The sequence below is a fragment of the Ruegeria sp. YTSA064 genome (genome assembly GCF_059610325.1).
Window position 1 is genome coordinate 141,455 of the sequence record NZ_JBXWNK010000010.1, and the last position, 22,103, is coordinate 163,557.

The 22,103-nt window shown below is 56.3% G+C and carries 28 protein-coding genes; 9 read left to right on the forward strand and 19 right to left on the reverse strand.

Annotation, left to right across the window (positions count from 1 at the left end; translation table 11 throughout):
* Window positions 1-46: 46 nt before the first annotated feature.
* The gene (locus AC2FI7_RS16100) at window positions 47-487 is read left to right on the forward strand and encodes a DUF4399 domain-containing protein (protein ID WP_120981280.1); all 441 of its coding nucleotides are present in this window, start codon (window positions 47-49) and stop codon (window positions 485-487) included.
* 3 nt (window positions 488-490) lie between these two features.
* Here AC2FI7_RS16100 and AC2FI7_RS16105 read toward each other — a convergent pair whose 3' ends face one another.
* Window positions 491-1,171 carry an ArsR/SmtB family transcription factor gene (locus AC2FI7_RS16105; protein WP_010438572.1) on the reverse strand — a complete coding sequence of 227 codons (681 nt, stop codon included), beginning with the start codon at window positions 1,169-1,171 and terminating at the stop codon, window positions 491-493.
* Between the two features lie 72 nt (window positions 1,172-1,243).
* Between AC2FI7_RS16105 and AC2FI7_RS16110 the strand changes: the two genes are divergently transcribed.
* Entirely contained in the window at window positions 1,244-1,567 is a 324-nt protein-coding gene (locus AC2FI7_RS16110; RefSeq protein ID WP_010438573.1) for an NIPSNAP family protein, read from the forward strand.
* Window positions 1,564-1,902, forward strand: coding sequence for an antibiotic biosynthesis monooxygenase family protein (locus AC2FI7_RS16115; protein WP_010438576.1), 339 nt, complete (start codon window positions 1,564-1,566; stop codon window positions 1,900-1,902). The genes AC2FI7_RS16110 and AC2FI7_RS16115 overlap by 4 nt, the downstream gene beginning before the upstream one ends.
* Here the strand turns inward: AC2FI7_RS16115 and AC2FI7_RS16120 are convergent.
* The 3 genes from AC2FI7_RS16120 to AC2FI7_RS16130 all read right to left on the reverse strand — a co-directional run bounded on the left by AC2FI7_RS16120 (window position 1,885) and on the right by AC2FI7_RS16130 (window position 4,681).
* On the reverse strand, window positions 1,885-2,277 hold the full coding sequence (locus AC2FI7_RS16120) for a hypothetical protein (protein ID WP_010438577.1): 393 nt from the start codon (window positions 2,275-2,277) through the stop codon (window positions 1,885-1,887). The two genes, AC2FI7_RS16115 and AC2FI7_RS16120, sit on opposite strands and share 18 nt — an antisense overlap.
* Entirely contained in the window at window positions 2,274-2,525 is a 252-nt protein-coding gene (locus tag AC2FI7_RS16125) for a hypothetical protein (protein ID WP_029621703.1), read from the reverse strand. Before AC2FI7_RS16125 ends, AC2FI7_RS16120 begins: the two co-directional genes overlap by 4 nt.
* 128 nt (window positions 2,526-2,653) lie before the next feature.
* A complete protein-coding gene (locus AC2FI7_RS16130; protein WP_010438579.1) occupies window positions 2,654-4,681 on the reverse strand; it encodes an NADPH-dependent 2,4-dienoyl-CoA reductase in 2,028 nt (675 codons plus the stop codon).
* 137 nt (window positions 4,682-4,818) lie between these two features.
* Between AC2FI7_RS16130 and AC2FI7_RS16135 the strand changes: the two genes are divergently transcribed.
* The gene (locus tag AC2FI7_RS16135; RefSeq protein WP_010438580.1) at window positions 4,819-5,310 is read left to right on the forward strand and encodes an RNA pyrophosphohydrolase; all 492 of its coding nucleotides are present in this window, start codon (window positions 4,819-4,821) and stop codon (window positions 5,308-5,310) included.
* A gap of 112 nt (window positions 5,311-5,422) precedes the next feature.
* On the opposite strand, the gene AC2FI7_RS16140 is transcribed toward AC2FI7_RS16135, so the two are convergent.
* Entirely contained in the window at window positions 5,423-5,641 is a 219-nt protein-coding gene (locus AC2FI7_RS16140) for a GDCCVxC domain-containing (seleno)protein (protein WP_083828990.1), read from the reverse strand.
* A 4-nt stretch (window positions 5,642-5,645) separates the two neighbouring features.
* Window positions 5,646-5,969 carry a hypothetical protein gene (locus AC2FI7_RS16145; protein WP_010438581.1) on the reverse strand — a complete coding sequence of 108 codons (324 nt, stop codon included), beginning with the start codon at window positions 5,967-5,969 and terminating at the stop codon, window positions 5,646-5,648.
* An 89-nt stretch (window positions 5,970-6,058) separates the two neighbouring features.
* Between AC2FI7_RS16145 and AC2FI7_RS16150 the strand changes: the two genes are divergently transcribed.
* On the forward strand, window positions 6,059-6,448 hold the full coding sequence (locus tag AC2FI7_RS16150; protein ID WP_010438583.1) for a MerR family transcriptional regulator: 390 nt from the start codon (window positions 6,059-6,061) through the stop codon (window positions 6,446-6,448).
* 13 nt (window positions 6,449-6,461) lie between these two features.
* Here AC2FI7_RS16150 and AC2FI7_RS16155 read toward each other — a convergent pair whose 3' ends face one another.
* The 4 genes from AC2FI7_RS16155 to AC2FI7_RS16170 form a co-directional block, all read right to left on the reverse strand.
* Window positions 6,462-7,451, reverse strand: a complete 990-nt coding sequence (locus AC2FI7_RS16155; RefSeq protein WP_010438587.1) for an adenosine kinase — start codon at window positions 7,449-7,451, stop codon at window positions 6,462-6,464.
* Entirely contained in the window at window positions 7,448-8,092 is a 645-nt protein-coding gene (gene nth / locus AC2FI7_RS16160) for an endonuclease III (RefSeq protein WP_010438589.1), read from the reverse strand. Before nth ends, AC2FI7_RS16155 begins: the two co-directional genes overlap by 4 nt.
* A gap of 96 nt (window positions 8,093-8,188) precedes the next feature.
* Window positions 8,189-8,830, reverse strand: a complete 642-nt coding sequence (locus tag AC2FI7_RS16165; RefSeq protein WP_010438592.1) for a cysteine hydrolase family protein — start codon at window positions 8,828-8,830, stop codon at window positions 8,189-8,191.
* Window position 8,831: 1 nt separating this feature from the next.
* The gene (locus AC2FI7_RS16170) at window positions 8,832-9,281 is read right to left on the reverse strand and encodes a MarR family transcriptional regulator (RefSeq protein WP_037320704.1); all 450 of its coding nucleotides are present in this window, start codon (window positions 9,279-9,281) and stop codon (window positions 8,832-8,834) included.
* A 120-nt stretch (window positions 9,282-9,401) separates the two neighbouring features.
* Between AC2FI7_RS16170 and AC2FI7_RS16175 the strand changes: the two genes are divergently transcribed.
* Window positions 9,402-10,253 (forward strand): methylated-DNA--[protein]-cysteine S-methyltransferase, encoded by an 852-nt coding sequence (locus AC2FI7_RS16175; protein ID WP_496815759.1) that lies wholly within the window; start codon window positions 9,402-9,404, stop codon window positions 10,251-10,253.
* Between the two features lie 176 nt (window positions 10,254-10,429).
* Complete coding sequence (locus AC2FI7_RS16180; protein ID WP_010438596.1) at window positions 10,430-10,864, forward strand: glyoxalase superfamily protein; 435 nt, start codon at window positions 10,430-10,432, stop codon at window positions 10,862-10,864.
* 45 nt (window positions 10,865-10,909) lie between these two features.
* Here AC2FI7_RS16180 and AC2FI7_RS16185 read toward each other — a convergent pair whose 3' ends face one another.
* The 3 genes from AC2FI7_RS16185 to AC2FI7_RS16195 all read right to left on the reverse strand — a co-directional run bounded on the left by AC2FI7_RS16185 (window position 10,910) and on the right by AC2FI7_RS16195 (window position 13,798).
* Window positions 10,910-11,620, reverse strand: a complete 711-nt coding sequence (locus AC2FI7_RS16185) for a glutathione S-transferase family protein (protein WP_010438599.1) — start codon at window positions 11,618-11,620, stop codon at window positions 10,910-10,912.
* A gap of 64 nt (window positions 11,621-11,684) precedes the next feature.
* The gene (sigZ, locus tag AC2FI7_RS16190; RefSeq protein WP_010438603.1) at window positions 11,685-12,227 is read right to left on the reverse strand and encodes an RNA polymerase sigma factor SigZ; all 543 of its coding nucleotides are present in this window, start codon (window positions 12,225-12,227) and stop codon (window positions 11,685-11,687) included.
* Between the two features lie 131 nt (window positions 12,228-12,358).
* On the reverse strand, window positions 12,359-13,798 hold the full coding sequence (locus tag AC2FI7_RS16195) for an aldehyde dehydrogenase family protein (protein WP_010438605.1): 1,440 nt from the start codon (window positions 13,796-13,798) through the stop codon (window positions 12,359-12,361).
* A 217-nt stretch (window positions 13,799-14,015) separates the two neighbouring features.
* Here AC2FI7_RS16195 and AC2FI7_RS16200 point away from each other — a divergent pair, with 217 nt between their 5' ends.
* Window positions 14,016-14,666, forward strand: a complete 651-nt coding sequence (locus AC2FI7_RS16200; RefSeq protein WP_010438607.1) for a peroxiredoxin — start codon at window positions 14,016-14,018, stop codon at window positions 14,664-14,666.
* 39 nt (window positions 14,667-14,705) lie between these two features.
* Here AC2FI7_RS16200 and AC2FI7_RS16205 read toward each other — a convergent pair whose 3' ends face one another.
* Entirely contained in the window at window positions 14,706-15,701 is a 996-nt protein-coding gene (locus AC2FI7_RS16205; RefSeq protein WP_496815760.1) for a Hint domain-containing protein, read from the reverse strand.
* Between the two features lie 275 nt (window positions 15,702-15,976).
* On the opposite strand from AC2FI7_RS16205, the gene AC2FI7_RS16210 reads away from it, so the two are divergent.
* A complete protein-coding gene (locus tag AC2FI7_RS16210; protein ID WP_496815761.1) occupies window positions 15,977-17,422 on the forward strand; it encodes a pyridoxal phosphate-dependent decarboxylase family protein in 1,446 nt (481 codons plus the stop codon).
* 123 nt (window positions 17,423-17,545) lie between these two features.
* Here the strand turns inward: AC2FI7_RS16210 and pnp are convergent, their stop codons facing one another.
* The 5 genes from pnp to AC2FI7_RS16235 form a co-directional block, all read right to left on the reverse strand.
* Window positions 17,546-19,696, reverse strand: a complete 2,151-nt coding sequence (gene pnp / locus AC2FI7_RS16215; RefSeq protein WP_029621705.1) for a polyribonucleotide nucleotidyltransferase — start codon at window positions 19,694-19,696, stop codon at window positions 17,546-17,548.
* A 223-nt stretch (window positions 19,697-19,919) separates the two neighbouring features.
* Window positions 19,920-20,288 carry a DUF1761 family protein gene (locus AC2FI7_RS16220; protein WP_010438612.1) on the reverse strand — a complete coding sequence of 123 codons (369 nt, stop codon included), beginning with the start codon at window positions 20,286-20,288 and terminating at the stop codon, window positions 19,920-19,922.
* Entirely contained in the window at window positions 20,285-20,707 is a 423-nt protein-coding gene (locus tag AC2FI7_RS16225) for an SRPBCC family protein (protein ID WP_496815762.1), read from the reverse strand. Before AC2FI7_RS16225 ends, AC2FI7_RS16220 begins: the two co-directional genes overlap by 4 nt.
* Complete coding sequence (locus AC2FI7_RS16230) at window positions 20,688-21,041, reverse strand: ArsR/SmtB family transcription factor (protein WP_010438614.1); 354 nt, start codon at window positions 21,039-21,041, stop codon at window positions 20,688-20,690. Before AC2FI7_RS16230 ends, AC2FI7_RS16225 begins: the two co-directional genes overlap by 20 nt.
* A gap of 55 nt (window positions 21,042-21,096) precedes the next feature.
* Window positions 21,097-22,011, reverse strand: a complete 915-nt coding sequence (locus AC2FI7_RS16235; RefSeq protein WP_010438615.1) for a LysR family transcriptional regulator — start codon at window positions 22,009-22,011, stop codon at window positions 21,097-21,099.
* Between the last annotated feature and the right edge of the window lie 92 nt (window positions 22,012-22,103).

A 22,103-nucleotide genomic window follows, 5' to 3' on the forward strand; every position in this document is an offset into this window, starting at 1 on the left:
ATCGTGCTATGATGAGAATGGCATTTTTGTGACCATGGAGGAGATCATGAAAGCCCTATTTGCTGCTGCCGCCCTGTGCCTGTCCGCAACTCTCGCGTCGGCCGGGGGAGAAACGCCGTCAAACCCTGATGCCAGGGTTTATTTCGCAAATCTGACTGACGGAGACACCGTACAATCACCCGTCACGATCGTGTTTGGCCTAAGTGGGATGGGTGTTGCTCCTGCCGGAACCGAAAAGGAGAACACGGGCCACCATCACCTTCTGGTTGATCGTCCTCCGTTGGGGCAGGGTGAAGACGGCGCGGATGAACTGGCCTATGGGCTGCCCGCAGATGACAACCACATCCACTTTGGCGGCGGCCAGACCGAGGTCACGCTGGAATTGGGCCCGGGGGAACACACTTTGCAGCTTGTGTTGGGTGATGCGGGTCATGTACCCCACGCGACGCCAATCGTTTCAGAGGTGATTACAATCACTGTAGAGTAATAGTTAAGCGCTGAATTGTGCGTCGAACTCAGTTTCTCCTGTTCGGGTAAAGCGGATGATGCGGCTGTCAGGTATACGCACTAGCCAGCCGATCTCTTCCATGCGGGTCAGCATGGCGCGGCCGAGTTTGCCGGCCAAATGCGTTTCCCGTTCGCTCCAGTCTAGACAGGGGCGGCAAAGCGGTGCGCGGCTGCGGCCGAGTCCTTCCAGATCGATGCCAAAGCCGGTGCAGAATTGAGTGCCCTCTTCGGTCAGGTGAACCGCGTCTTCCGTTGTCTCAAGATATCCTTGTTTCTGCATGGCGGTGAACATCTGCACCCCACGGCTGCCCGCAAGATGGTTGTAGCAAACCCGTGCTGACCGCAATTCCGCATCTTTTGGTCCGGTCTGCGTTCGCAGATGGCCACGCCCTGCAGCCAGCCCCATAAGGTTTTCCAGCACATGCGCCACATCTTCTCCGGACAGTCCATAATATTTGTGCCGTCCCTGTCCACGCACCCGGACCAGGCTGCCTGCAAGCAGTTTTTTCAGGTGTGAGCTTGCGGTTTGGGGGCTGATCCCGGCCTCACGCGCCAGTTCGCCAGCCGTCAGCGCTTTGCCCGACATCAGTGCTGTTAACATATTGGCACGCGCAGGATCGCCAATCAGCGCCGCGATCTGTGCAATATCCGGTCCGTCTCGCATGCTTCGACCATAGTCGAAACATAAGCCGCATCCAAGAGGTTATTCTTTGCCAATTATCAACTGGAGGCATCTATGCTCACTTGTATAATCCAATACCAGATCGATCCGACGAAAAAAGAGCAGTTTCAGACCTATGCGCGCAATTGGGGACAGGCGATTCCGCGATGCGGGGCTGATCTGATCGGATATTTCGCACCGTACGAGGGGTCATCGACACTGGCTTATGGGATTTACAACATTCCTAACCTTGCTGAATACGAAGCCTACCGCGCGCGTTTGTCAGCCGATCCACTGGGGCAAGAGAATTATGCCTTTGCGCAAAAAGAACGCTTCATCACGCGCGAGGATCGGACCTGGCTCAGATGCGTCTCAACCCCGCATGGGGATGGCGCATGATTGCCGTAATTTTCGATGTCGAACCCGCCGATGCCGAAACCCAGACCTATCTGGACATCGCTGCCGACCTGCGCCCGCTGCTGGACCAGATCGAAGGCTTTATCTCGGTCGAGCGGTTTGAAAGCCTGTCAACACCGGGCAAATACTTGTCGCTGTCGTTCTGGCGGGATGAACAGGCCGTTGCCATCTGGCGCCAAACTGTCCGGCACCGGGCTGCACAAGGTCAAGGTCGCACCGGGTTGTTCAAGGATTATCGTCTGCGTGTGGCGTCCGTGATCCGAGATTACAGTTTGAATGATCGCGAACAAGCACCGCGTTCAAGCGGCAGTGGGTAGAAGGAAAATACCACGCGCCAGATCAGAGTTCAGCCTGTCATCTGCATACAAGCGCTCAAGAGCGTTCTTTGACATCAGCTCAGGATAGTCAGCGATAAAAGCCTCAAAACTATGGTTCGGACCTTGGGCCATACGTTCGGCAATCAGACTCATGAACGCGTACGTGATTGTCAGGTTGAATTTCCCTGGTGCACCGGCATTTGTCGCCAACGTGCGAATACCTTTGGCATAGATCGCAGCCGCGTCGATGAAATCGTATTTCCTCAGCAGGTCAAAGGCCACTTGCACATGCTGGGCATGCCCGAATTTCGTATTGTCGATCGTATGAGCTTCGAACGCCACGGTGATGTCAGATACTTGGATTGTTTTGGTCATTCCTTGGCCTCCGCGAATTTATGGCTGTGCTCCGCGGTCCAGTCCAGATCGTAGACCTCTTTCAACTGACGGATCTTTTTCAGTGTCTGAGGCGTGAAAGGCGGCTTGTTCTCAAAACTGTGCAAGGCGATGCCCTCGATCAAGTCACCAACGGACATGTCCAGAGATTCCGCCAACCCTTTAAGGACTTTCAGCAGGCGTTTTTCGATTCGTATTCCGGTCTGGATGCGTTCGGGTTTTTCAATCATGGCGTACATATGTACCAAGGTACCATATGAGTCAATATGGCCAAAGAAAAAGACCACCTCCAACGAAGCGGCCTGTTGGGGTCTGATTTGACAACCCTGCAGGTTGAAAATGCTCGCGCAACCGCTGGTCAGAGCTCTGCCGCCAGCCGCGTCCCCTGATTGATCGCGCGCTTTGCGTCCAACTCGGCGGCCACATCTGCGCCGCCGATCACATGAGGTGTTATCCCGCGTTCAATTAGCTCATCTGCCAGTGAACGGTCCGAGACCTGACCCGCGCACAGTACGATCGTATCAGCCGGGATCACAGTCGGGTCTTCGTGGGCTTCGCCAAAGCTCACATGCAGGCCGTCATCATCGATGCGCTCGTAATTCACGCCGCCTACGAAATTAACGTCTTTCATCTTTAGGGTCGCACGGTGAATCCAACCCGTTGTCTTGCCGAGCCCCTTGCCGTGACGCTGTGCTTTGCGTTGCAGTAACGTGACCTGCCGCGCGGGCGCCTCAGGCTGCGGACCTTCGGGTGCCAGTCCCGAGCGATGTTCGGCCGGGTCAGTGACGCCCCATTCCTTCATCCAAAGAGGCAGGTCCGTGGTCGGGCTGTGGCCATCTTCCAGCAAGAATTCGGAGACGTCGAACCCGATGCCTCCGGCCCCGATCACAGCAACCGATTTGCCGATCTCGGCCTTGTCGCGCAGCACGTCGATGTAGCTGAGCACATTGTCTTGCTCTTGTCCGGGGATCTGCGGATCGCGCGGGGTGACACCGGTGGCGATGACCACTTCATCGTAACTGGTGAGATCATCCGCGCTGACTTCGCGGTTCAGTTCGACCGTCACACCCAGATCGTCCATCATGGTGCGGTACCAGTCGACCAGCCCCCAGAACTCCTCCTTCCCCGGCACCTGTTTGGCCATGTTCAACTGCCCACCGATCTCAGCGGCGCGATCAAACAAGGTTACGTCATGGCCGCGCTTGGCAGCAGTCATCGCGGTCGACAAACCGGCAGGTCCCGCGCCGACAATGGCCACGGTCTTGCGTACCGCGGACTTGCCGATCACCAATTCGGTCTCATGACAGGCACGCGGGTTGACCAGACACGAGGTCAGCTTGCCGCTGAAGGTATGATCCAGGCAAGCTTGATTGCAGGCGATGCACGGGGCGATTTTCGCTGCCTCACCGGCAATTGCTTTGTTAACGAAATCCGCATCGGCCAACATCGGACGGGCCATAGACACCATGTTAGCGCAGCCGGTTGCTAAAACCTCTTCGGCCACTTCAGGCGAATTGATCCGGTTCGAGGTGATCACCGGGATGCCAACTTTGCCCATCAGTTTCTTTGTGACCCACGCGAAGGCCGCACGGGGTACGCTCGTGGCAATCGTTGGAATCCGCGCCTCATGCCAGCCGATCCCTGTGTTGATGATTGTGGCCCCGGCCTGCTCAATCCGTTGTGCAAGTTCAACGACTTCGTCATGGGTCGACCCATTGGGCACCAGATCAATCATCGACAGGCGATAGATGATGATGAAATCGGTCCCCACGGCTTCGCGCGTGCGGCGTACCACTTCGATGGGCAGGCGCATCCGATTTTCGTAGGATCCACCCCAGCGGTCGGTGCGCTTGTTGGTGTGGGTCACGAGGAACTGGTTCAGGAAATACCCCTCGGACCCCATGATCTCGACCCCGTCATAGCCCGCCTTCTGGGCCAGAACAGCGGCGTTGACGATATCGCTGATCTGCTTTTCGATGCCCTCTTCGTCCAGTTCATGCGGCGGAAACGGAGAAATCGGAGATTTCACCGGGCTGGGGGCCACGCATTTCGGCCCATAGGCGTACCGCCCCGCATGCAGAATCTGCATTGCGATCTTGCCACCCGCCTCATGCACGCGTTTGGCCACGATGGAATGGTTTGCCACTTCTGTTTCATTGGTCATCATCGAGGCCCCGGGCAGGACCGAGCCCTCTAGGTTCGGGCCAATCCCACCCGTCACCATCAAGGCCACACCGCCACGCGCGCGATCCGCGTAAAACTCGGCGACACGGTTCCAGTCGCCAGTCTCTTCCAGCCCGGTATGCATCGAGCCCATCAGCACGCGGTTCTTCAGCGTGGTGAAGCCCAGATCCAGCGGGGCCAGCATGTTTGGGTACGCAGTCATGGCAAACTCTCCCTCCCGACTTTGTCCGTCAGATTGACCTTCGCGTCACCGTTGTCACGCGAAACCTAACGTCATTCCCTTTGCGTTTTGCGCAGTGCTTGCTACAGACGCTTAAAAGCATGTTCATGAGGCCGCATATGACCCCGGACCAGATAGCAACACTTCCCTATCGCCCCTGTGTCGGGCTGATGCTGATGAATGCCGAAGGATTGATTTTTGTCGGTCAGCGTAACGACCGTCACAAAGACGCCTGGCAGATGCCTCAGGGCGGTGTGGACAAGGGCGAAGACCCGCGCGATGCCGCCCTACGCGAGCTTTGGGAAGAAACCGGCGTGACCGCAGATCTGGTCGAAATCATCGCCGAGACCGACGGCTGGCTTCCATATGACTTGCCGCATGACATTGTGCCCAAAATCTGGAAGGGCCGGTATCGCGGGCAGGAGCAGAAATGGTACCTGATGCGGTTTCTGGGGCAGGATGATCAGATCAATATCGCAACTGAACACCCCGAATTCACTCATTGGAAATGGCAGACACCGTCACGGCTCGTTGATGAAATCGTACCCTTCAAACGCGGCGTGTATGCGCGTGTGGTCGAGGTCTTTCGAGGACATTTGCCTGAGATTTGACCACAGTTCACTTCATTGAGTGCGTGTCGGTTTGCAGACAGTCAATCTCTCAAAGCGGAGCGGTACCGAAGGGTCTGAAGAATGGCCGATATGCGGAACAAAGCAGACTTTGTCATCCGCAACAACTATCGCCATTCTGGATCGGCGGGCAAGGCACGGTGGCATAGGAGCAGTAGACACAACAGTCCCCTTCCAACGGCTTCAAGACCGCTGCGCAAGACTTGCATTCATAGAACCACTGGCAAGCATCCGTCGGCATTATTTCGGTTTCGCTGTGACCGCATTTCGGGCACGTTAGGGTGCTTTCAAGCACTACAGTTTGCTCTGTCATTGTCTCACATCTGCATTATCAGGTAGTCGTTGATCCGGGCCTCGTTAAAGACGACGACCCAAGCTAACGCGGTGATTGCGGTCGTCCCCGAAAGCCACCATTTCAACTTTGTTAGGGAACCGCGCTGATAAGATACAAGCCACGATATAGCGACAAGCACCGTCGAAATCGCCAATACGTAGTTGCTTGCCGCCGCGATCTTTCCGAAAATGGCAAGCCAACTGCCTCCTAGTCCCATCAACATCATTGTCATGGGCAATACACAGCAAGTCGCGACGCCGAGTGCTGACAGTGATCCCAGATAACTAACGCTAAGGTACTTCTGCATTTCTTTCCCTTGACTAGTTGGAGTTGTCGAAGTTTCAGCCGCTTGTATAACTTCTGTAGTCGCTACAGGATCAAGACGGGAAAACTCACATGTTTGCGATTGGGGAAGCATCCCGGCAAAGCGGTGTCGGCATTGAAACGATCCGCTACTACGAACGCGAAGGGATCGTGCCCAAACCAGAACGGGCACCTAATAACCGGCGGATGTACTCCGCGCACGATGTTGGAAGGCTTCGTTTCCTGAAGAAATGCCGTGATTTGGGCTTTCCACTAGCCGATACAAAGACGCTTCTCAGCCTGTCCGAAGGCGACGGAGAGGATTGCCGATCCGTAAAAGAGCTGGCTGAGCTTCATATCTTCAATGTGCGGGAAAAGATAAACGAACTGAAGCGATTGGAAGCGGCGCTGAACGAACTCACAGCCAACTGCGACAGCGGGAATGTCTCTTGCCCGATGCTCTCAAAACTGCGCACCGACTAGTGTAACTTTGGGCTCAAAGCAGCCCTTTCCCCCGCAACAACTCAAGCATGTTTGCCTCCGGCCTTGGCCCGATATGGCTGATCACCTCCCGGGCGCAGACATTGCCGATCCGCGCGCAGGTCTCGTAATCGCGGCCTGTGGCCATACCGTACAGGAACCCGGCAGCAAACTGATCGCCTGCGCCGGTCGCGTCCACCGGGATAACCTTTTCGACCGGTACGTCGATTCGCGCGTCGCCGTTCAATACGGTCACCCCGTCGCCAGACCGGGTGCAGACGACCAGAGGGCAAATCTCGGCTGTCTTGGCCAACGCCTCTTCCAGATCGTCGGTTTCGAATAGCGATTTGATCTCGGCCTCATTGCCGATCACGAAATCCAGCTCATTCTCGATCAGCAGCAGGAAGTCGACCCGGTGCCGTTCAACACAGAACGGATCGGAAATGGCGATGCCTGCCTTACCACCGCCCTTGTGGCAGTTGCGCGCAGCTTCCAAAAACGCCGCCTTGCCCTTTTCCTTGTCGAACAAATAACCTTCGAGGAACATGATTTGGCTGTTGCCTGCGACATCTTCCGAGACATCCTCAGAAGACAGTTCAGAGGAGATACCCAGATAAGTATTCATCGACCGCTCACCATCCGGCGAGACAAAGATCATCGAGCGCGAGGTTGGCAGCTCGCCCCCCGGCACCGGCGGGTTCACGAAATCCACCCCATCCTCGTTCATCGCATCCGCATAGAACCGCCCCAGCGCATCATCATGCACCCGCCCGATAAACGCCGAATCCAGACCCAGTGCACCCGCACCCGCAATGGTATTTGCAACCGAACCGCCCGGTGTCTGCACCCGACCTTCCATCGAGGCATACAGCACTTCGCCGCGTTCCTGCTCGATCAGCTGCATGATGCCCTTTTCGATGCCCATCAGCTCAAGGAAACTGTCATCGGCCTGGGAAATGACGTCCACAACGGCGTTTCCGATGCCGGTCAGTTGGTAGGTCTTCATAGAGTCTTGTCCTCAAATTCGCAAAGATCGCGGATGATACAGGTCGGGCACTGCGGTTTGCGTGCCTTGCAGTGATAGCGGCCATGCAGAATCAACCAATGATGCGCATGCAACTGGAAATCGGTCGGGATGTTATCTTCGATAGCGCGCTCAACCGCGTCCACATTCTTGCCCGGGCAAATACCGGTGCGGTTGCCAACGCGGAAGATGTGCGTGTCTACTGCCTGCGCCGGATACCGCCACCACATGTTCAGTACGACATTAGCGGTCTTGCGCCCCACACCCGGCAGCGATTGCAGCGCGGCGCGGGAGTTCGGCACCTCGCCTCCATAGTCCTCGACCAGAATTCGGCTCAGCTTGATCACATTCTTGGCTTTCTGACGGAACAGACCGATGGTCTTGATATGTTCGATCAGACCCTCCTCGCCCAGATCCAGCATCTTTTGCGGGGTATCGGCGATCTTGAACAAGTCACGGGTGGCCTTGTTGACGCCCGCATCGGTCGCCTGCGCCGACAGCGCGACGGCCACGACCAGCGTATAGACGTTCACATGCTCCAACTCGCCCTTGGGTTCAGGGTCGGCGTCGTGAAAACGCGTAAAGATCTCGCGGATCTTGTGGTATCCAAGTTGCTTGGCCATCCGAGCCTTAATGCCCTGCCAGACAAGCGGTCGCAATTGAAAAGGTGCGTTTTGGTTTTGCTCAAGTGCGGGTCTTGGTCGATTTGTCCCTGTGCCTTACGTCTGCGGTCGGAAATCTACGCCCGCCGTTGCAAGTTGATTCCTGATCCCGTGCCATCGGCTCGGGTCAGCCACCAGAACGGCTGCCGGATCGATCTGAACCCGGTATCCTCGATTGAGCGCGCCCTGCGCGGTCTTGTTCACGCAATGACACCCGTCCAACCCTGTCAGAACCAGCGTTCCGATCTGTTTTTCTTCCAGGAACTGCTCAAAAACCGACGAAGAAAAGGCGTCACCCACAGACTTTACAAACTCGGCATCCGGATTCAGCGCGAGACGCGGATCCAATCCGATCCCGTCTGATTCTGCATTGCCACGCCCCTGATTGAACCAACCATTCAGCATGTTCGCCAGCCTCCCTTCGAATTCATGCCGAATGACGATCACGGGCCTACGAGACTGATGGGCGCTATCCGTCATCGACCGGATCGCCGATAAGGCGCCCTCGATCTGCGCGTCATCCCATGCGGACATCGAGGTAAAATCTGTTTGCATATCGATCACCAGCAGCGCCGTTTCAGGCCGCGATGCAAGGTTTATTTTGGGCCCGGTGGTCGGAGTTCCAATCTTTCGGATTTCCAGGAGTATATATAAAACGGCGATTACTATCCCGGTCGCTATGATCCAAAGGACGGACATGTCAGGTATCCTTGGCGAGGTCTGCAAAGTACCGGGTCAGGGCAAGTTGAACCTTGTGGTAAGCGGCAAGCTCTGACGCAGAAAAATCCTGTGCAAAGCATGACAGCTTTGTCATCTCATCCGCTCTGATTGCCGTGATCGTCGCATCGCCCGAAGGGCTCAGTCGGTAGCAATGGGTGCCTGCACGTCTGGAATTGGGTTGGCTTTCGATCAGCTGTTCGCTCATCAGCTCTTTTAAGATGCGCGAGACATATTGCCGTTTCAGCTGCAGCTTGGCGCACAGCACCGGGGCGGTCGCGCCTGGAAATAGCGATAGACCTTCCAGTAGGGCACGTTGTCCGACGGTCACGCCTTTGCGCTGGCTGCCCTGCTCAACGGCTGCCGTGATGTTCCGAAGCAATGGCCGGGCGGCCTGCACTGCCTGATAAAGCTGATCCAACCTGTGTTCCATACCTGAATAGTAGGGGCACACAGATTGATTCGTCAACTCAGTTGACAAGATAAAGCGCAGGTTCCGGGTCGCAAGATCGCCGGGGGCAAGTTACTGTTCCTGTAACTGATGAGGTGACCGATGAACATCCAGACAGCAGAAAGCGGATATCATTACAACGTCATGCGGCGCGCGATCGAATTGATCGATCAGGGTGGAGAGAATCTCAGCCTTGATGAGCTGGCCCGCCAAATGGATATGAGCCCAGCCCATTTCCAGCGCCTGTTCTCGCGCTGGACTGGGGTGTCACCTAAGCGATATCAGCAATACCTGACTTTGGGCCATGCCAAGGCACTGCTACGCGAACGTTTTACCACGCTGGAGACCGCGCATAACGTCGGATTATCCGGTAGCGGGCGGTTACACGATCTGTTCCTGAAATGGGAATCCATGAGCCCCGGCGAATACGCGCGTAAAGGCGCGGGTCTGACGATCTATTGGGGTTGGTTTGAAAGCCCGTTTGGCCCAGCTCTGGTCATGGGGACCGACAAGGGGATCTGCGGCATCGCCTTTGGCGCTGAAACAGGTGAAGTAGAGGCGATGGAAGACATGCTGTCGCGCTGGCCTCAGGCCGAGTTCGTCGAAGACCCGATGCGTTTGCGCCCATGGGTTCTTAGTGCCTTTGGCGCCGAAAGTGACCGCTTGCAACCGACCCCGCTCTATCTGATTGGCTCTCCGTTGCAGATCAAAGTGTGGGAGGCGTTGATGCACATCCCATCTGGACAGGTCACTACCTATTCAGAAATCGCGCAGCGGGTTGGTTCGCCACAAGCGGTACGCGCCGTGGGCACCGCGGTCGGGCGCAACCCGGTCAGCTGGCTGATCCCGTGCCACCGTGCCTTACGCAAATCGGGCGGTTTGGGTGGTTACCACTGGGGGCTGCCGGTCAAACGCGCCATGCTGGCCTTTGAGGCTGCGCAGGCGGACGCCTGATTGACAGGTCGACCCGAGGCTGCCAAAAGGCGCGGCAGGTTCGGGTCCCCTGCCGTTCGCAGCCTTTGGCTTTGGTGAAACCCGGTTGAATCACATCTGTTGCCCTTTCCAGGCGCGCGGATGGCAATGCGAGCCCCGTCCAGATTTCGCGCCCGTTCAAGGAAACGAGGCACATCATGACACAAACTCAAAACATCGCTCCGGTTGCGGAGCTGAAAGAGCAGGCAAAACGCCTGCGCAAACGCCTGCAAGATACAGGTGTTACGCTATTGCATAGCGAGGCGTTGGAATTGCTGGCACATCAGCATGGTGTGCGCGATTGGAACACCCTGCACGCCTTGGCCGGTAACCGAATGCAACTACGCATTGGTGACCGGGTTGAGGGCCGATATTTGGGTCAGCCCTTTACTGCGGAAATCCGTGGCCTGACAATCTTGGGTGATGGATCACATCGGCGGGTGACCCTGCAGTTCGACGCGCCTGTAGATGTGGTACAGTTCGATAGTTTTTCGGCTTATCGGCAGCGTGTCACCGGCGAGATTGGCTGGGATGGTCGATCCACCCGGCACACGTCGAATGGAGAGCCTCAACTGACCATTCGACCGGTTTGATAGCGAGCTCCTGCCCGGCGATTGCAGGGCAGGAGCATTCCTATTCTATCCGCAGCACCCGCTCCCGGTGGATTTTGCAGGCGCGCTGGGTGCTTCATTCAGGTTTGCACCTCGCCCAAGCCATGTGCGTTCGGCCAAATAAAAATCCGAGAACTTCTGATCGAAATCCGCGGGTACGGATTTCGCCGGAATTCCCGTTTGCAGCACAGCCTGCTGCCATGCCTTCACTTTGGGATAACCCGCAAGCATGTCATAACCGCTTTGTTTTTCGACAATAGCCGCGCGGTGCAGCAGCGGCAGCCATGCGATATCAACATTGCCGAGTTCTTCGCCGGCAAAAAATGAGCCCTCGCCCAGTTGTTTCTCTACCCTGGCAAACGACGCATCCAGTTTGCGGATGCGATCATCCAGCGTCGCCTTGTCGGCGCTCTGCATCGTACTGCATTGGACCAGATAGTGTTTCGTCGCCTGATAGCTCCAAGCGCGATTAACTGCGCGTTGCTCGGGCGAAATGTCTGTCTGCAATGGCGCTGTGACATCGTCGATATATTCTACGATCGCGTCGGATTCGAACAGCACGGTACCGTTCTCGGTTACCAGGACAGGCACTTGGCCCGTCGGTGAAATTTCCAAAAACCAGTCCGGTTTGTCGCTTAGGCTGATGTATTCAACGTCATAGGCTACGTTTTTTGCTTCCAGCATAGCGGTGACACGCTGCACGAACGGGCAGATTTTGAAGCTGATAATTTTGATCATCGTTTTATCCTTTTGATACGTTCACCTGTAAGACGGCGCCCGCATCAAAAAGACGAAGATTGGCTCAACATTTTTTGCAGTTATCTGGCTTCAAATGATATTCCGCAATATTTCCGCGTGTATCCATGGTCCAGTTACAGCAATCGTCAAATGCTTTACGCAGGTCGTCGCGACCCTTTTGAACTCTGGATTTCAATGTCGAATAAGATAGTCCGTGAGCCTTGGCATATTCTTTTTGGGACATGCCATTGATGTCGATGTCCATAAGTAGCTTTGCCGTCTCGGCGGGCAAGCCGCGGATAAATGGCTCGACGCAATTTTCCAGTTCCTGACGGATGCCCGGATCGTCACTAGAATACCAAAGATCTTCAGGATCAACGATCTTTGCCCGCGCGTTTTTTCTGTAGAAATCGATGATTGTGCGGTCAGCAGTCTGGAACAGCCAGGATTGCAATTTCGAAGGGTCGCTGAGTGTCGGCAGCCCTGTGAAAACCTTGATCGATATTTCCTGCAAAAGATCGTCTACATCCGCCGGGTTTGCCACCTTGGAATGCAGGAACGCCTTGATACGTGCGCGGTAGTTTGGCCAGATTTCTTCTATTTGCATAACTGGCAGGTATGGTCACCCAGAAGGCTTTTTTCAAGTTTGGCCAGTTCCGAGACGCTGGGAAGCGTTTCCAAATGAAAGCGGAGCGCGCCTGCGAAGCGCACTCCACCAAAGTCAAATGTTATGGATACTTACTCCGCAGCCCAGCCGCCTACGGCCTTCACTTCCAGAAAGTCTTCCAACCCCCACACGCCGCCTTCACGACCGTTCCCGGATTGCTTCATACCCCCAAACGGTGACCCTGCACTGCGAGACTGGCCATTCATCTCAACCATGCCGGATCGCAACACGCGGGCCATTCGATTGGCACGGTCGCCATCTTGGGTCTGCACATAGTTGGTTAGCCCATAAGGCGTGTCATTGGCGATCTCGATGGCCTCATCCTCGGTATCAAACGGGATCATGGTCAGGACGGGGCCAAAGATTTCTTCGCGGGCGATTGTCATCTGATTGTTTGCATCAGCAAATACTGTGGGGCGTACATAATAGCCCTTGTTCAATCCCTCGGGCCGACCGGTGCCACCAGCGACCAGGCGCGCTCCTTCGTCGATACCCTGCTGGATCAGGTCCTGAATCTTGGTCCACTGAACCTCATTCACCACCGGTCCGATATGGCGACCTTCTTCAGCGGCGCTGCCCACGGTAACCTTGTTGGCGACCTCGGCGGCGGTCTCAACCGCCTGGTCATATATGGGACGCTGCACCAGCATCCGGCTGGGCGCGTTGCAGCTTTGGCCGGTGTTGTTCATCATGTGCAGCACGCCGCGTTTGACGGCCTTTTCATCCGCATCTGCAAAGACCACATTTGCGCCTTTGCCACCCAGTTCCAGATGTACCTTCTTCAAGGTATCGGCAGCGTTTTTGGAAATCGCAGTACCTGCGCGGGTCGAGCCGGTGAAGCTGACCATATCCACATCCGGATGCCCCGATAGCTGCGAGCCGACGCCGACACCATCGCCGTTCACCAGATTGAAGACGCCTGCTGGGAAACCAGCCTCATCCATCATCTCGGCAAAAATCATCGCGTTCAGCGGGCTCTGTTCCGAGGGTTTTATCACCATCGTGCAGCCCGCAATCGCAGCGGCGCCCACCTTGAGCGTGACCTGATTCATCGGCCAATTCCAGGGCGTGATCAGGGCGGCGACACCTACCGCCTCATAGATGATCCGGTCATTCGGCGCGTGATCACCCAGCGGACGTTCGAACTGAAACGCCTTGGCGGCGCGGATAAAGTTTTTCAGGTGATAGATGCCCGCACCGGATTGCTGGGTACGCGCCATGTCAATCGGCGCACCCATTTCCATGGACATCGCCTGCGCCAGATCCTCCGAACGCGTAGCATAGATGTCGACCAGCTTTTCCACCAAAGCGATGCGCTCTTCGACGGGTGTGGCCATCCAGCCGGGCAGGGCGGCTTTGGCCGCAGCGACCGCCGCATTCGTGTCGGCCTCAGATCCCAGCGAGATCACCGCGCAGGGCTCTTCGGTCGAGGGGTCGATGACATTGAAATCATTCGGTTCTGATGGGGCGACCCATTTGCCGTTGATATAGAAATCGCGCTTTTCGATCATGGCTCATCCTCCGGAGCAAAAATAAATCGACCGTCCGGTCGGTTTTCATGTGCACTCTGTCACCTGACCTGATGCAAGGCAAGTGAGAATCATAATTTGATCAAATTATGTATCTACCGAATTTCCTGACAGGGCAACATGAATGGTTTAACCTTTGCGCTAAGTGATTAGATTGGCTGCAACCGACTCACGATTTTCACAGTAGAGGAGTTTTCCAATGGGTTTGCGTATCAATGACACCGTCCCGAATTTTACAGCAGAAACCGATCAAGGCACCGTCCAATTCCATGACTGGATCGGCGACAGCTGGGCAATCCTGTTCTCGCATCCCAAGGATTTCACCCCTGTCTGCACGACCGAGTTCTCGGCCGTTGCGCAGCTGAATGATGAATGGGCGGCGCGGAACACCAAGGTGATGGGTGTGTCGGTCGATGGTGTCGAAGACCACAAGAAGTGGAAGAAAGACATCGAAGCATATGGCAACGCCAACCCCGGCTTCCCGATCATTGCTGATGATGGGTTGGCGGTGTCTAAGGCCTTCGACATGTTGCCTGCCGAAGCTTATCTGCCCGACGGCCGCACGCCTGCCGACAGTGCCACCGTACGTTCGGTCTTTATCATTGGCCCGGACAAGCAACTGAAACTGTCGATGACCTACCCAATGACCGTGGGTCGGAACTTTGCCGAGATCCTGCGCGCACTGGACGGGCTGCAAATGAGCGCCAAGGGCGTGGCAACTCCCGCCAACTGGGTGCCGGGTGAGGATGTGATCATCCCGCCTACGGTATCGAATGATGAGGCGAAAGAAAAGTTCGGCGAGTTCGAGACGATCTTCCCTTATCTGCGCAAGACCAAAGCGCCGTCCTAAACGGATAGACGGGCAGGGGGCAAAAGCCCCCTGCTTTTTTCAATGCACAAAAGCTGGTGTGGTCCCGGAAGGGGCGCACAAACCCGAGCGCAAAATCTGCACTTCGAATGATCTCAGCACCGGCAACACGGTATCACCATAGCCGCGTGCACCCGACTGCAGTTCGGGAAACAGACCGAACAGCTCTTCCTTCACCGCCACACTCATCACGTCGAGTGTATGGTCGCCGGGATAAAATGATTCCGACCACAACCCTTCAACATTCATCAACTCATGCTGGTCGAACAGGATGTGAATATACTCGACACCTCCTCCCGGCGGCAGCTGGTTGATGGTCTTGCCGTTGACCAGAGATTTAGCAGTCGCCAGCATCATCGAGTGATTATGATGAAGTTCCATTGCCGGTGACGAAACGACCACCCGATGCTGCGGCGACAGCAGCAGATCTCGCGACGGCGTTTGCGGTCCAAGACTGCCTGCATTGATTCGGATCGGGCAATGCTTTGGGGTTTGCTTCAAATTCGTCTCACTCAGCAGTCGTCTACCCACCCAGCGCACGGCCCGGCTGGTGCCATCCGCGACGATCACCTGATCCCCGACTTTGATCTCTTCAATCAAGCGGCGACCGGACGGGGTTAGGATGTAGGACCCCGATGTGAAGCAGACAAAGCTAGGCAGGCTGTCATAGGCCACCAGCGGCGCTGGGTTTTGCGCCAGCGTGTTGCCTGTCAGAACATCGCCGACTTCAACATCGCCAGAGGTCACGACGATGTATTGCGTCCCTGAAAAATTAATCAGCGTATAGGTAACTGGCACCCCGCTTACAGTGGCCGTGTAACCTTCGAAAATCTGGAGGTTGCCCGAGTTGTCCAGGTTAGGAAGCGTACTGGTGTTAAACTGCTTGCCGCCGTTTCCATCCGGATCCTCAAGAAGGCCGTCATCATCGGTGATTTCGACCTGATACCCTTCGGTGATGGTCACGCTTGGATTGCCAAACGGGTCGCCGCTGATTTCATAGATGGTGATCGAGGCCAAAGCGGAGCGATTTCCCAGATATCATTATATTCCTTAACTTTGAGCTAACTCAACTTATAAGTGTTAAGAATTGGTTTACCGAACCAGCACCTGAGTGCGGCTAAGGACGGTGTGAGCGGTACCCGAGGCCCCGTGGGTGTCTCCTTTCTAATGAAGCGCGCATAGGGTCTGACAGCTTTATTGACCGGCCAAATCAGGATCAGAATCCAAGGCAGATTGACTAAGTATCATGTGCACCCCACACTTGAGGCTTTTGAACACTTGGGGGTTTTGACATGGGCAATTTTGAAGAATCTCTGGATCCGGAAGACTGGACTCTATCGCGTAATCTTGCACATCAGATGGTTGACGATGCGATCGGGCATTTGTCCCAGGTCCGTGATCGGCATGTCTGGCAGGAAATGCCGGATACAGTTCGAAACTTCTTCAAATCCCCTGCACCCATGACGTCGCAGCCGCTTGATGCCGTCTATGCCGACCTGCGCGAAAACCTGTTCCCGTATTCCATGGGCAACATCCATCCACGGTTCTGGGGATGGTATATGGGTTCGTCCAATTTCACCGGTGCACTGGGCGATTTTATTGCCGCGGTTGACGGTTCGAACCTTGGTGGCGGCAACACGGCTGCGGCGATGATCGACAATCAGGTGGTTGACTGGTTCAAGGAATTGATGGGCTTTCCCGAGGACGCTAGTGGAACTCTGACCAGCGGTGGCTCGATGGCCAATATGGTGGCTCTGAATGTGGCGCGAAACGCACTTGCCGGCGTTGACGTTCGCGCCGAAGGCATATTGGGCATGCCGCAACCCCTCAGGTTTTACGCTTCAGACCAAGTACATAGCTGCCATCAGAAAGCACTCGAGACGATGGGCCATGGCGCAAAGTCGCTGACAGCGGTTGCAAGCGATGACCACAATCGAATGCGCATCCCTGCGTTGGAAAACGCCATCGCAGCAGACCGGGCCAATGGCATCAAACCGGCCTGCGTGATCGCGACGGCAGGGACGACGAATACCGGTGCAATGGATGATCTCACTGCAGTCGGGGAAATCTGTCGTCGCGAAGGGATGTGGTTCCATGTTGACGGCTGTATTGGTGCTTTCCTGCGTCTGGCGTCCGCCAACAAACATTTGGTTGATGGAATAGAGTTGGCCGACTCCATCGCCTTGGACCCGCATAAATGGCTGCACACCCCTTTCGAAGCTGGCTGCGTTCTGGTCCGGGACGCAAAGCGCCATTTCGATACGTTTGAGATGCACGGCGACTATCTGCAAATTCAGGAACGCGGGCTGATCGCTGGCAAGTTTTTGGCCGACTATAGTTTTGAACTTAGCCGGGGGTTTAAAGCACTCAAAATCTGGATGTCACTGAAAGAGAACGGGGTCGAAAAGTTTGGCCGTCTGATCGATCAGAACATCGAACAGGCGCGATATCTGCAGCAATTGGTGAGTGCCGACCAGCGGCTTGAACTCGTCGCGCCCGTGGACCTGAACATCGTGTGCTTTCGCTATACCAATGGGATCGTGGATGAAGATCGGCTAAGGGAAATCAACACAGAAATCATGTTACGGGTTCAGGAATCCGGCATCGCGGTTCCCTCTGATACCACCCTGGACGGGAAGCATTGCTTGCGCGTGGCGATCAACAATCACCGCACGCAGCGGCAAGATCTGGAGCTTTTCCTCGACACTGTTCTGCAAATCGGAGCGGATTTGGAATGAGAGCTCCGCTCCAACACATAGGTCCGAAGTGGGCGGCACTTGCTTCGGTTTATGCGGGGATCATAAAGACAAAAAGACCCCGGCCTGAACCGGGGTCTCTCGCATCCAAACAGTAAAGGCAGATTACTCTGCGCTTTCCTCTTTCTTTTCTTTCTTCTCGGGCACGATCTCTTCGCCGGTTTCCTGATCGACAACTTTCATCGACAGGCGGACCTTGCCGCGATCGTCAAAGCCCAGCAGCTTGACCTTTACTTCCTGACCTTCCTTCAGAACATCCGAAGGATGGTTCAGGCGGCGGTTTTCGATCTGGGACACGTGTACCAGACCGTCGCGCTTGCCAAAGAAGTTCACGAAGGCACCGAAATCGACGATCTTGACCACTTTACCGGTGTAGATTTGTCCCTCTTCCGGCTCGGCAACGATCGAGTGGATCATTTCATAGGCCTTCTTGATCGATTCACCGTCAGGCGAGGCGATCTTGATGACGCCGTCGTCGTTGATGTCGACCTTGGCACCCGAAACCTCGACGATTTCGCGGATGACCTTACCGCCCGAGCCGATCACTTCGCGGATCTTGTCGGTCGGGATGTTCATGGTCTCGATGCGCGGTGCGTGGACCGAGAACTCGTTGGTCTCGGACAGGGCTTTGCCCATCTCGCCAAGGATGTGCATCCGGCCGTCCTTGGCTTGCGCCAGGGCTTTCTCCATGATCTCGGGCGTGATGCCTGCAACCTTGATGTCCATCTGCAGCGAGGTGATGCCGTTTTCGGTACCCGCCACCTTGAAGTCCATGTCGCCCAGGTGGTCTTCGTCACCCAGAATGTCCGACAGGATGGCGTAATCGCCGTCATCTTCCAGGATCAGACCCATGGCCACACCAGCAACCGGTGCTTTCAGCGGAACGCCTGCATCCATCATCGACAGCGAACCGCCGCAGACCGATGCCATCGAGCTGGAGCCGTTGGATTCGGTGATCTCCGACACAATGCGGATCGTGTAGGGGAAGTCGGTCGCCGCAGGCAGAACCGCCTGAAGGGCGCGCCATGCTAGCTTGCCGTGGCCAATCTCACGACGGCCCGGGCCACCTACGCGGCCAACTTCACCAACCGAGTAGGGAGGGAAGTTATAGTGCAGCAGGAAGTTCGATTTGAAGTTGCCGTGCAGCGCGTCGATGAACTGCTCATCGTCACCGGTGCCCAGCGTGGTCACGGCCAGCGCCTGTGTTTCACCACGGGTGAACAGGGCGGAACCGTGGGTCCGCGGCAGCATCGAGGTTTCTGCAACGATCGAACGGATATCAGTGGTCGAACGACCGTCGATCCGCTTGCCGCCTTTGACGACGTCGCCGCGCAGAATGCCAGCTTCCAGCTTTTTCATTGCAGAACCGAGGTTGCCGTCTTCCAGCTGTTCCTCGGTCAGCGCCTCTTTGATCGCTTCACGGGCAGCGGCAACAGCGGCGGTGCGCTCTTGCTTGTCGGTGATCGCGAAAGCGGCGCGCATCTGCTCTTCACCAGCTGCGGCAACAGCGGCGGACAGCTCCGAGTAATCGGGCGCTTCGAATTCAAACGGCTCTTTCGCGGCTTCTTCAGCCAGCGAGATGATCAGGTCGATCACGGGCTGAATCTGCTCATGCGCAAAGGTCACCGCGCCCAGCATTTCTGCCTCGGACAGCTCGTACGCTTCCGATTCAACCATCATCACGGCGTCTTTGGTGCCGGCAACAACCAGATCCAGACGCTGCTCGGGGTTCAGGCGCAGGTCCTGCATGTCATCGACGGTCGGGTTCAGAACGTATTCGCCATCCTCGAAGCCAACGCGGGCACCGGCGATCGGGCCCATGAACGGCGCACCGGAAATGGTCAGGGCAGCGGATGCCGCGATCATCGCAACGATGTCGGGATCGTTGACCAGATCGTGGGACAGCACGGTGCACATCACCAGAACTTCGTTTTTGAAGCCGTCGACGAACAGCGGGCGGATCGGACGGTCGATGAGTCGCGCAGTCAGCGTCTCTTTCTCGGTCGGGCGCGCCTCGCGCTTGAAGAAGCCACCCGGAACCTTACCGGCGGCATAGTATTTCTCTTGGTAGTGTACGGTCAGCGGGAAAAAGTCCTGACCAGGTTTTTGAGCCCGAGCAAAGGTCACGTTCGCCATGACGCTGGTTTCGCCCAGCGTGGCAATTACGCTGCCGTCCGCCTGACGGGCAACTTTGCCGGTTTCCAGTGTGAGCGTCTCTTCGCCCCACTGCATAGATTTCTTCGTTACATCAAACATATGCGTATCCTAGAACGGAGCACTCCCGCCCCTGCGGGTCTCCGGTTTGCGTGGCGGCCCCATTGCCGCCGACCCCATTTATCTTCCGTTCGAGTGCCGGGGTCAGGGCACAACGTCTCAGATGACTGGCCCATACATCAGTTTGCAAGCTTTGGAAAGTCGGGAGTTTTTGAGGGGCAGGGGTTTGCCTAACCCCCGCCCAAGCCAGGCAGGGGTCGATATTTCAAAGGATCGCGTGCGCCAGGATCATCACCACGCCGCATCCTAACGCATAGCCCGCATCGACCGCGATGGCGAAGCCGCTTTTCTGCGCCCATGCCCCGACCGAGGCCGTCTGTGCTACGACTGCAAGGATGGCCAGTACCGCAACCCCAAGGCTGTTGGTCGTCTCAGTTACGGCAATCACTGAGGCCAGCAGGATCAAAAACACGATCTGGGCTGCCATTTGCGGCAGAGGTGGAGAAGCGGGTGGGGTGGGATCGATCCGCGTGCCTTCAGCCCAGCGTTTCTGAAACCCGATGGGGCCGTAGACCAGCCACCCCAACAGAAAGGCGGCGATTACTCCCGCGCCAAGGGCGAGCCAGTTGATCACAGCGCACCCTCCAGCGATTCAAGGATTCGGGCCCAGCCGCCTTCATGATTGTCGCGGCTTTCCTGTGACGGAAAGCGGATGTGGTGCAGGCGCAGTTTGGTGCCCTTTTCAGTGGGTGTGAAATCCAGCGTCACGGTGGAATCGTCCTTGCTGTAGGGAGAGTTCCAAGTGAATTGCAGCCGGTTGGGCCGGTCGATGACCTTATATTCGCCCTCATGCGGGAGGTCTCCGGCCTCGGGTGCGCGCATGATGATCTTGAACCGGCCACCGACCTGGGCGTCGGATTGTGCCTCGGGCACGGTCATGTTGGGGCCGGGCAGCATGAATTTAGCCAGCATTTCCGGGTTCAGCCACGCGTCAAACACCTTTTCAGGCGGGTGCGGGATGGCGCGCGTTATTTCAAGGGACAGTTCCGTCATCTTCTGGGTCCTCCAAAGCAGTTTCCAAGGCGTCCAGCCGAAGCGCCCAAATTGAACGCAGCCCGGCAAACCATTCATCCACGGCTGACAAGGGATCCATCTGAACCTCGATCAGATGTTCGCGCCATTCTGTCCGACGCTGCACCAACCCGGCATTTTCCAGCACCTTGATGTGCTTGGATACCGAATTGAGGCTCATCTCGAAGCGTCGCGCGATATCCGTCACCCGCAAGGGACCCTGCTGCGCAAGCATTGTCAGGATCGCTCGGCGTGTCGGGTCGGACGCGGCCTTCAATATTGCGCCCAGGTCATAGCGACTCTCTCGTTCAACCATTTGGATGAATTATACCCCTTTCATGCTTCAGTCAACCATTTGGGTGAATAATGCATCACCCAGGGTTTTGACCAGCCAGTTCCTCAAGCTGTTTCCACAGGGCTTCGGTGGCAGGCTGACCCGGTCCTGCCTTTCGTGCAGCGCATATGTTCCAGGTAATCGGCGGCGTGGTTTCGATCAGCTTGACCGATCCGTCCGCGACAAGTTCGGCGAAGGTTTCAGGCATCCCGCCGACAACAAACTCGGGGCCCGTCAGCAGCGACGTTAGAAAGGCATAATCATCACTTTCCACCTGAGGCAACGCTCTGACTTTTTCGGCCGCTTCGTCGGTGCCGCCCAATGCCCGCGTGATCGCCGCACGCCAATGCTTATGCAGATGCGGCGAGGCTAAAGGATACGAGAATAGCGCATTCAAGGTTGCAGGGGCGGTGTCATGCAATGGATGTGAAACATGGGCAGCAAACACCACCGCACGCTTTTCGAACATCATCAACTCGATATTCTCGGTCTCTGACGTATGGGTCAGATCGCCCAGATAGATGTCGATTTCACCATTCTCGAGCATCTCGATCGGTGCCTGCCGCGCGCTGACATCCACCCTGAAACGGAATGCGGGGGATTGCTGCAAGGCGGCCTGAATCGCGGGCCGCACCAGCGTACGCGGCGTCAAAGGGCCACAGCCGATCCGCACGGTTTGACCGGTATCCAGACGGATACGCTCCACTTGATCAGCGCAGCGATTCAAATCCGCCTGCAGAGTTTTTGCCACCGGCAGGAACGTTTGCCCCTCACGCGTCAGTCCGCTGTTGCCGCGTTTGCGGTGAAACAGCGGAAAGCCGACTTGTTCCTCGGCCATCGAAACATAGCGCGACAGCGACGCGTTCGAGACGCCCAGACGTTTGGCCGCTTCCTGAAAGTTGCCCGTCTCGGCAAGGTGCAGAAAGGCGGAAAGAGTCTTTTCAGTTAACACGATGGTCCTCAAGTTTCAGTTACTGAACATTAAGTTTCAGATCCTGCAAAAAAGTAAAGCCGCGTTTGCGGAGCGAATGGTCCACCCGCTAG